Consider the following 8,200-nt stretch of genomic DNA (forward strand, 5'->3'; position numbering starts at 1 on the left):
CGGCCAAACGGTGCTCTCGCACCACGCGCCATGCCTGGCGCACCAACAAAAAACTCCCCCGGCGAGGCCGGAGGAGTTCACCGATCAGGATAATCCGATCAGATTAGAAGGTGCGCTGCAGGCGGAAGAAACCGCTCCAGGCTTCATCGACATCATCATGCTCGTCGGCGTACTGAACGGAGACCTTCGTGGCGAGACCAGCCGTGATCGCATAGTCGAGCGTCAAACCAGCCTGGAAGTAGTTGTCACCCTCGAAATCGCCGGGGCCGGTTACGCCGTTCCAGTAATACTGGAAGCCGGGGGTAACGGTGAACTTGTCCGTGGCCTTGAAGGCGTAGGAAACAGCCGTCGTCCATTCAGACTTGTTCCAGTAGTTCTGGAGAGTGGCGCCATTGCCTTCGCCAGACGACCAGATAGCAGCAGCCTGGAGCGTGCCCGGGCCAACCGGAGCGGAACCGAGAAGACGGACTGCGCCTTCTTCAGCTTCGATATCGTAAGAACCGAGGAGGTCGAACGCAGCAGCGCCGAACTTCGCGGAAACGATGGCTTCGATACCTACGCCCTGACCATCACCGTTTGCACCAGCCGGACGGCTAATTTCGTCAACCTGAAGACCTGCGGAGAAAGCATCGCCCGTATAGGTATACGATACGGCCGTCGTGCGGGTGTTCTGGCCGAGCGAGTCGGTTTCGCCGTTGATGCCCTTATCCCACCAGTTGTAGTAGTCACCGATCTTGAAGCCGCCGAGCGACATGTAGACTTCGTCGAAGTAGAAGTTGTCACCAGCAGAGCTGTTGACGGCATCACGGGAAGCTTCGCCATGGATTGCGATCAAGCCGGTCAGCGTGCCGAGCTCGGTGTCGCTCTTCGACTGGAATTCGACGCGACCACGGGTCCAAGCATCCCAGTCGCCAGCGTTCAAGCCGTTGACTTCATCACCGACATCAACCTGGAAACGGACGTAACCGCTGATCTTGAGGCAGGTTTCCGTGCCCGGGATGTAGAAGTAGCCCGTGCCGAATGCGTCGCAAACGCGAACGTATTCCATCGGCTCCGGTTCTGCAGCAACGATGGCGTCAGCAGCCTGAGCGCCGGAGACTGCTGCGAGGGCAGCAGCGGAGCCGAGAAGAAGGCTCTTGATGTTCATATTTGACCTCCAGTCAAAGTTTCGTGTGGGTTTGGGTTCTTTTTGCTGAAGGACAGCGTTCCCTGCCCCATCCCCGTCGATTGCCAGAAGAAGGACGATCCACCGCCTCGCTTCCGGATGTGAAAATACAAGACGACAGAGGGCATGCAATCCGGAACTTGAACCTGAGACCTTTTCGAAACCCGCTTCCCGACAGTCTGTTGCCGAAAGGACACAAAGCTGCCGGCGGCGCCGGGCATTATTTTACACTTTGTTAAGAAAGAGCTTATCTGACAGTCACTTAGCGGCGATGGCTCAGGCATCGGAAGAATCGCTCGGAGGCGCGATCGGTCGTACGTATCCGGCCGTGTCCACATGGTAACACTTCAATCAAGGCGGGAGGTTGTATACAGGATAAAGAAGGCCATTTAGCCGGAAAATGGCGGAGAAGATGGGATTCGAACCCACGATACGCTTTTGACGTATACTCCCTTAGCAGGGGAGCGCCTTCGACCACTCGGCCACCTCTCCGTCGCGGTCTACCTATGTTAGAGCCCCCGTGAATGCAAGGCTTTTGTGACAGCGGCAGCAAAGTTTTTAGGCGAATCAAAATGGGGATTCGCGCCTCGCCGGGCAGCACTCTCGATGGCTTCCACCCGGGCTGACAGGATTCCCGGACCCATCGCTGCCGGACGGGATTCTCAGTAGCCGGGGCGCGGCGCCGGTTTTCCCGCGGCGCGGCCATAACGTGCCGCAAGCGCCTTCAGTGCGCCGGAAAATTCCGTCACATCGGCACCGACCGCCACGAAAGACGCGCCGAGATCGAGATAGTGACGGTTCAGTGATTCGCTGAAGGTGAGGATGCCGGCCGCCTTGCCGGCCTTCACGATCGTCACGATCGCCTTGTCGATCACTTCCTGCACTTCCGGCGCTTCCATGCGGCCGAGATAGCCCATGTCGGCGGACAGGTCGGCCGGGCCGATGAAAATGCCGTCGACGCCATCGACGGCCGCAATGTTTTCCAGATCGCGAATCGCAGCCATGGTTTCCGCCTGGACGATCAGGCAGATCTCGTCGGCCGCCGTCTCGGCATAGTCGGGAATGGCGTTGAAGCCGGAGGCACGCGCCACGGCAGCGCCCACGCCGCGAACGCCCCTCGGCGGATAGCGCACGGCGCGGACCAGCTCTTCCGCCTCTCTTGCCGAATCAACCATCGGCACCAGAAGCGTTCGGGCGCCGATATCGAGCAGCTGCTTGATGAACCAGGTCTCGCCCATCGGCGGCCGCACGACCACTTCCGAGGGCGAGGCGGAAAGCGCCTGGAGCTGCGCCATGATGCTGCGCAGGTCGTTCGGTCCGTGCTCGCCATCGATCACCAGCCAGTCGAAGCCGGCCGTGCCGGCGATCTCGGCCGTCAGCGCCTCCCCCATGTTGAGCCAGAGGCCGATCTGCTGCCGACCGGCCTTCAGCGCTGCCTTGAAATGATTCCTGGGAGCCGGCATGGCGTTCACATTCCCTTCAAACGAGAAGCTGCTTCAGGTCTGCGGCCGGATCGGCAAGGACAGCCCGGTTCGGTTCGATGCCGGCTTCGAGCATCTTCTTGCCCGTCACATAGGCCTTCGCATCGTTGATCGCGTCGACAGCTATGAACTTTCCCTCACGAAAATACCAGACGGACAGGCTCCCCTCGCGAGCACCAGGCCGCGCAAACGTCTCGTCATAGCCCATGTTGAAACCGGCGATCTGCAACTTCACGTCATACTGGTCCGACCAGAACCAGGGTTTTGCGTCGTAGGGCGCATTGCCACCGGCCATGATCGCCGCGGCGGCTTCCGCCTGATCGACGGCATTCTGCACCGATTCGAGACGGATCCGCTTGCCCTTCCAAGGCAGCATGGCGCAATCGCCGATCGCGAAGATCGAGGGATCGGAGGTGCGGGCGAATTCGTCGACGACGATGCCGTTGCCGACCTCCAGGCCGCAGTCCTGCGCCAGCAGGTCGTTCGGGGTGACGCCAATACCGACGATGACGAAATCGACGTCGATCGTGCTGCCGTCGGAAAGTTCTGCGGCGCAAACCCTGCCATTTTCGCCTGTCAGGCGATGCAGGCCGGTCTTTTCGCGGATGACGACGCCGTGAGCCTGATGGATGGCGCGCATCGCATCGGCGGTTTCCTCAGCCGCGACACGAGCCAGGATGCGGTCGGCCATTTCGATCAGCGTCACTTCGAGGCCGAGATGGCGGGCGACCGAAGCCGCCTCCAGACCGATATAACCGCCGCCTATTATAAGGAGTCGCCGGCCGGGCCGCATCTCGCCCATCAGCAGATCGGCATCCCGCTTGTCACGCATGGTGAAGACGCCGGCAAGATCGCCGCCGACGCTTGCCGGCAGCGTGCGGGGCGTCGAGCCGGTGGCAAGCGCCAGCGTCTCGTATTCGAGCACGGCGCCGTCCTGCGTGCGCACGCGCTTTGCCTTGCGGTCGATCTCCTCGACATAGGTCGACAGCAGAAGCTCGACGTTGTTGTCGGGATACCAGTTCTCAGGCCGGAAGGTCAGCCGGTCGAATTCCATCTCACCGAGCAGATACTTCTTGGAGAGCGGCGGGCGCTGGTAGGGGATCACTTCTTCCGAACCGATCATCGTCATCGGCCGCTCGTCCTTCAAGGCCCGGAGCTTCGCAGCGAGCGCAAACCCCGCCTGCCCGGCGCCGACAATCACCAACCTGCCCGTCACGTCTCACTCCCCACGTCGATCATGGTTCCTGTTGAGATAACACCGATAATCCGATCGCAAGGGGTATCGCCGCGACGCGTGCCCGTCAACAACGCGACATCCGTGATTATGTGCTTTGAATTATGGACTGCTCCATACGGAAGGAAAAAACGCCTTCCTTGTGTTCAAATGCCCGACTTTTGGGCGCCATCTGCCGGTATCCATACAATTTTACCGATCCGTTTCAGAATATATCAGCGGAAGAGGAATATAGTCACAGCAGGAGTGAAGAAGGAGGGTTTCATGCCCTATGTCATGGACCAGGATACGAGGCTGAAAGGCTCACGCGAGAAGGCTTTCGAGAAGTTCCCGATCGACAGGCCCGGCAAGATCATCTTCGTCGGCCGTCATCTGAGCACCAAGACCAGCTTTCGTTGCCTGATCCGCACCATTTCGCTCTATGGCGCCGAACTGGAGATCAGCCCGCATCTGCCGGTGCCGAACAATTTCTTCCTCGAAATCCTCGGCATTCATGACGATATCGGCTGCACGGTCATCCGACGGGAGGAGGAAAAGGTTTCGGTCGGCTTCAACATGCTGATCGACCAGGAATTCCTCCATCACGTCATCCGGCTGAGTTTCGAGACCAGCCACTGACCGGCTCACAGCGCAGCATCCGGCGGGTCTTTGCAGCCCGTCGTCTGGGTTGGCTGCCTGCCAGACGCCCAAGCAACGGCACGATCCATAGCAATCCGCGCCATTCGGCGCCTTCCAGGGGGTCGGCAAGCGGATGCCGTCCGCGCCTGTCATTTTCCTTCTTCAGCCGACCCCAGAGCTTGACCCAGTTGAGAAGCATGGCGGTATCTCCATCTATATGTGATGCCACCGAGCTAATGGCCTACACGCCGGTCTTGTAGGCGCGCCGGCGAAAGCCGCTTTTCATCCATGAACGATGGGACGAACACCGGCGAATCCATAGGATAACTCAATGACCGATGCAGGCTGGGACGATCTGAAACTCTTCCTCCACGTGGCGACGGAAGGAGGGTTGAGCGGCGCGGCGAGCCGGACAGGCTTGAGTGCGCCGACGATCGGGCGGCGCATGCTGGCGCTCGAACGCACGACCGGTCGGACGCTCTTCGCGCGCAGCCCGCAGGGATACCGGCTGGCGCCGGACGGCGAGATCCTGCTGGAGCATGCGCGCGCCATGCAGAGGGCGGCCGACGGCATCGCCGACTGGAAGGGACAGGCCTTTGCCATGCCGATCGTCTCGATCGGCGCCGATGCCTGGCTATCCGGCTTCATCGCCGAACACACCGCAGACATCCGAGGGCAGGACGATCGCTTCCGGCTCTGCTGCAAATCGCTGCACAAGGGCATGGACTTCACCTATCGCGAGGCGGATGTCGGGCTGGTCGGGCGAAGACCCGAATCCGGCAATATCGCAATCCGCCGCTCCGTCAGCGTTACCCATGCGGTCTACAAAGCAAGTGCTCTCGCCGAAGAGGACGATCTGCGATGGGTCTCGCTCGGCACGGAAAGCTCCCATGCACCGGCCGACAAATGGGTCTTTCAGCATCAGGAAGCCAGGATCCGCACCTGGACCAACTCGCCGGAACTTCTTGCGCACCTGATAGCAAGCGGCAACGGCCGAGGCGTGCTGCCCTGTTTCGTGGGCGATGCGCTTTCCGGTCTCGTGCGCGAAGGCGGGATCATTCCGGAACTGACCTATACGATATGGATCGTCGCCAATGACGATGACCGGCACCGGCCGGAGGTGCGACACGTGATCGAAAAGCTCGGCCAGTTGTTCGGGCGAGAGCGGAAAAGATTTGCGGGTGAGAGAGCCCAAACAGGCTCAAGCGGGCTTGCGCATTGATGAATCACTCTTATTGTGTGCCGATTTTAGAAAGCCGGAACACAATCCATGCCTGCATTCTCGCGCTTCACACCGCTGATCAGTGCCCTTCCCGCGACCGTCCCCTTCGTCGGGCCCGAGGCCATCGAACGCAACCGGGGACTGATCGTCAAGGCGCGTATCGGCGCCAACGAAAACGGTTTCGGTCCCGCACCGTCGGCCATCGAAGCGATGTGCGCGGCCGCCGGCGAGACTTGGAAATATGCCGATCCGGAGAATTTCGACCTCAAGCAGGCGCTCGCGGCCCATCTCGGCTGCAAGGCCGAGAACATCGCTGTCGGTGAAGGCATCGACAGCCTGCTGGGCCTGATCGTCCGCTTGGTGATCGATCCCGGCCTGCCGGTCGTCACCTCCTTCGGCGCCTATCCGACGTTCAACTTCCATGTCGCCGGTCATGGCGGGCGGCTGGTGACTGTCCCTTATGTCGACGATCGCGAGAACCTCGACGGACTGCTGGAAGCCGTGCGCCGCGAGAACGCGCCGCTCGTCTATTTCGCCAATCCCGACAATCCGATGGGAAGCTGGTGGGATGCCGACAGCATCGTCGCCTTTGCCGAAGCGCTGCCGGAAACCTGTCTGATGATCCTCGACGAGGCCTATTGCGAGACAGGTCCGGCCAACGCGATGCCGGCGATCTCCGCCCTCATCGGCCGTCCGAATGTCATCCGCACGCGCACCTTCTCGAAGGCCTACGGCATGGCCGGCTCCCGGGTGGGCTATGCGATCACGACGCCCGGCACCGCGCAGGCGTTCGACAAGATCCGCAATCATTTTGGCATGAATCGCATTGGCGTCGCAGCAGCGCTCGCCGCCCTCAAGGACCAGGCCTATCTTTCCGACGTGATCGGCCGGATCAAGGCCTCGCGGGACCGGATCGCCGGGATCGCCGCGGCCAACGGACTGAAACCGCTCCCTTCGGCGACGAATTTCGTTGCGATCGATTGCGGCCGTGACGGCGCCTATGCGCGCTCGATCGTCGATGGGCTGATGGAGCACGGCGTGTTCATCCGCATGCCGGGTGTCGCGCCACTCAACCGCTGCATCCGCGTGAGCGTCGGACCGGAATCGGATATGGCTCTCCTGGAAGAGGCGCTGCCGAAGGTCCTGAAAGGATTTTGAGCCCTCAAGAAAGCGACCGCGTCGGCCTTGTTCCTGCCGATCGCGGTCTTAAATTGTCGGGCCAAGGTCCCATACGGTCCCCGAGTCCCGTCCCCTCCTGGATTTATTCTGTGTCCGACCTCTTGCGGGGCCGGCGGATTCACTGACACGCCGGGAGCAGCTCAGTGCATCGTCATCCATTCGCGGGCGGCGCGAAGAGCTGCGGCGAGTTGCATCTTGGTCATGGTCTGGGCGAGGTCGGCCCGCAGCTCGGCGGCGCGGTCGGACCCCTTGATCGCGGCGATGTTGAGCCATTTGTGAGCGGAAACGAGGTCTATCTCGCAACCACGGCCAGTCGCATACATCAGACCCATTTCGCAGAACGTATCGGCGCGGGTTTCGCCACCCATGGTGGCCATTTCGGAATTGTTGATTTCAAAGCGTGCCATCGGTTTGATCCCTGTCTAAAGCCTGTCGTTCATCTGCCCTGTTTTCCGTCCGGATCCACCGTCTTGAAGCGGCTGTTTTTTGATCCGTCAGGCCGGCGGTTGACCCGCTCGTCTTGATGAGCCCACTATGCGCCCAACCTTCCAAAAGACGCCTAAAAAGCATGATTAATTTGAGGAAAACAAAGTCCAAACACTTGGTAAACTTGGGTTTTTGTTAAACATCAGATGCCTTGCATTTTCGCGATTTCGCGACGAATTTTACGAAAATTTTAGAAATCGATTTAAACGGATGCGTAACCACGATTTCGGTCTTCATGTCTTCACACTTCGAAAAATCCGCACCTCAGGCACGTTGAAATGCTTCAGCGAGACGGACTTTACCTTTACGTGTGCGTAAGATAAATTTTCGAAGAAGCCTGCGCGGAGGAGCGAGAGCTTCGAAGGGAAATTGCACCGCAGGACTCGATGGGCCTGCCGGGATCAAGGAGGAGAAGCCATTATCATGCAGAAACTGATGCTTGCTGCCGCATTCGCACTTGCCGCCACCGCCGGCCAGGCTGCGGAGCCGATTGAGGGCAACTGGAAAACCGCCAGCGGCGAAACCGCTGCGATCGGCAAATGCGGAAGCGTCTATTGCGTAATGCTGAAGACCGGCAAGCATGCCGGCAAGCAGATCGGCCGGCTTGCCGGAAAAGATGGCGAATATTCCGGCGAGATCACGGATCCGGCCGAGGACAAGACTTATAGCGGGTCGGGGTCGGTCAGCGGCAATTCTCTGAAGATGAAGGGCTGCGTTCTGAAGATCCTCTGCAAGTCGCAGACCTGGACACGTCTCTAACACCTCCGCCACTCCCTGAGAGGAATTGGAATGGCCGCACCACTGCCGGCGCGGCC

8 protein-coding genes and 1 tRNA gene are annotated in these 8,200 nt (G+C 60.2%); 4 read left to right on the forward strand and 5 right to left on the reverse strand.

Annotated features, from left to right (window positions below; all coding sequences use genetic code 11):
• Positions 1 to 103: 103 nt before the first annotated feature.
• The 4 genes from JL39_RS25505 to JL39_RS25520 form a co-directional block, all read right to left on the reverse strand.
• The gene (locus tag JL39_RS25505) at positions 104 to 1,147 is read right to left on the reverse strand and encodes a porin (RefSeq protein ID WP_037157390.1); all 1,044 of its coding nucleotides are present in this window, start codon (positions 1,145 to 1,147) and stop codon (positions 104 to 106) included.
• 419 nt (positions 1,148 to 1,566) lie between these two features.
• Positions 1,567 to 1,657: transfer RNA gene (locus JL39_RS25510), tRNA-Ser, on the reverse strand.
• A 170-nt stretch (positions 1,658 to 1,827) separates the two neighbouring features.
• Positions 1,828 to 2,628, reverse strand: a complete 801-nt coding sequence (locus tag JL39_RS25515) for an HpcH/HpaI aldolase/citrate lyase family protein (RefSeq protein ID WP_037157392.1) — start codon at positions 2,626 to 2,628, stop codon at positions 1,828 to 1,830.
• 16 nt (positions 2,629 to 2,644) lie between these two features.
• A complete protein-coding gene (locus tag JL39_RS25520; RefSeq protein WP_037157394.1) occupies positions 2,645 to 3,862 on the reverse strand; it encodes an FAD/NAD(P)-binding oxidoreductase in 1,218 nt (405 codons plus the stop codon).
• Positions 3,863 to 4,144: 282 nt separating this feature from the next.
• On the opposite strand from JL39_RS25520, the gene JL39_RS25525 reads away from it, so the two are divergent.
• From JL39_RS25525 to JL39_RS25535, 3 genes are all read left to right on the forward strand, one after another.
• On the forward strand, positions 4,145 to 4,498 hold the full coding sequence (locus JL39_RS25525) for a PilZ domain-containing protein (protein ID WP_081953036.1): 354 nt from the start codon (positions 4,145 to 4,147) through the stop codon (positions 4,496 to 4,498).
• A 331-nt stretch (positions 4,499 to 4,829) separates the two neighbouring features.
• Complete coding sequence (locus JL39_RS25530; protein WP_037157396.1) at positions 4,830 to 5,720, forward strand: LysR family transcriptional regulator; 891 nt, start codon at positions 4,830 to 4,832, stop codon at positions 5,718 to 5,720.
• Positions 5,721 to 5,768: 48 nt separating this feature from the next.
• The gene (locus JL39_RS25535) at positions 5,769 to 6,878 is read left to right on the forward strand and encodes a pyridoxal phosphate-dependent aminotransferase (RefSeq protein ID WP_037157398.1); all 1,110 of its coding nucleotides are present in this window, start codon (positions 5,769 to 5,771) and stop codon (positions 6,876 to 6,878) included.
• 161 nt (positions 6,879 to 7,039) lie between these two features.
• Here JL39_RS25535 and JL39_RS25540 read toward each other — a convergent pair whose 3' ends face one another.
• Positions 7,040 to 7,306, reverse strand: coding sequence for a sel1 repeat family protein (locus JL39_RS25540; protein WP_037157401.1), 267 nt, complete (start codon positions 7,304 to 7,306; stop codon positions 7,040 to 7,042).
• A gap of 502 nt (positions 7,307 to 7,808) precedes the next feature.
• Here JL39_RS25540 and JL39_RS25545 point away from each other — a divergent pair.
• On the forward strand, positions 7,809 to 8,144 hold the full coding sequence (locus tag JL39_RS25545; RefSeq protein WP_152601275.1) for a DUF2147 domain-containing protein: 336 nt from the start codon (positions 7,809 to 7,811) through the stop codon (positions 8,142 to 8,144).
• The last annotated feature ends 56 nt before the right edge of the window (positions 8,145 to 8,200 follow it).

Origin of the sequence: Rhizobium sp. YS-1r (assembly GCF_000757525.1) — a bacterium.
In the GTDB taxonomy this organism is placed as follows: Bacteria; Pseudomonadota; Alphaproteobacteria; order Rhizobiales; family Rhizobiaceae; genus Neorhizobium; species Neorhizobium petrolearium.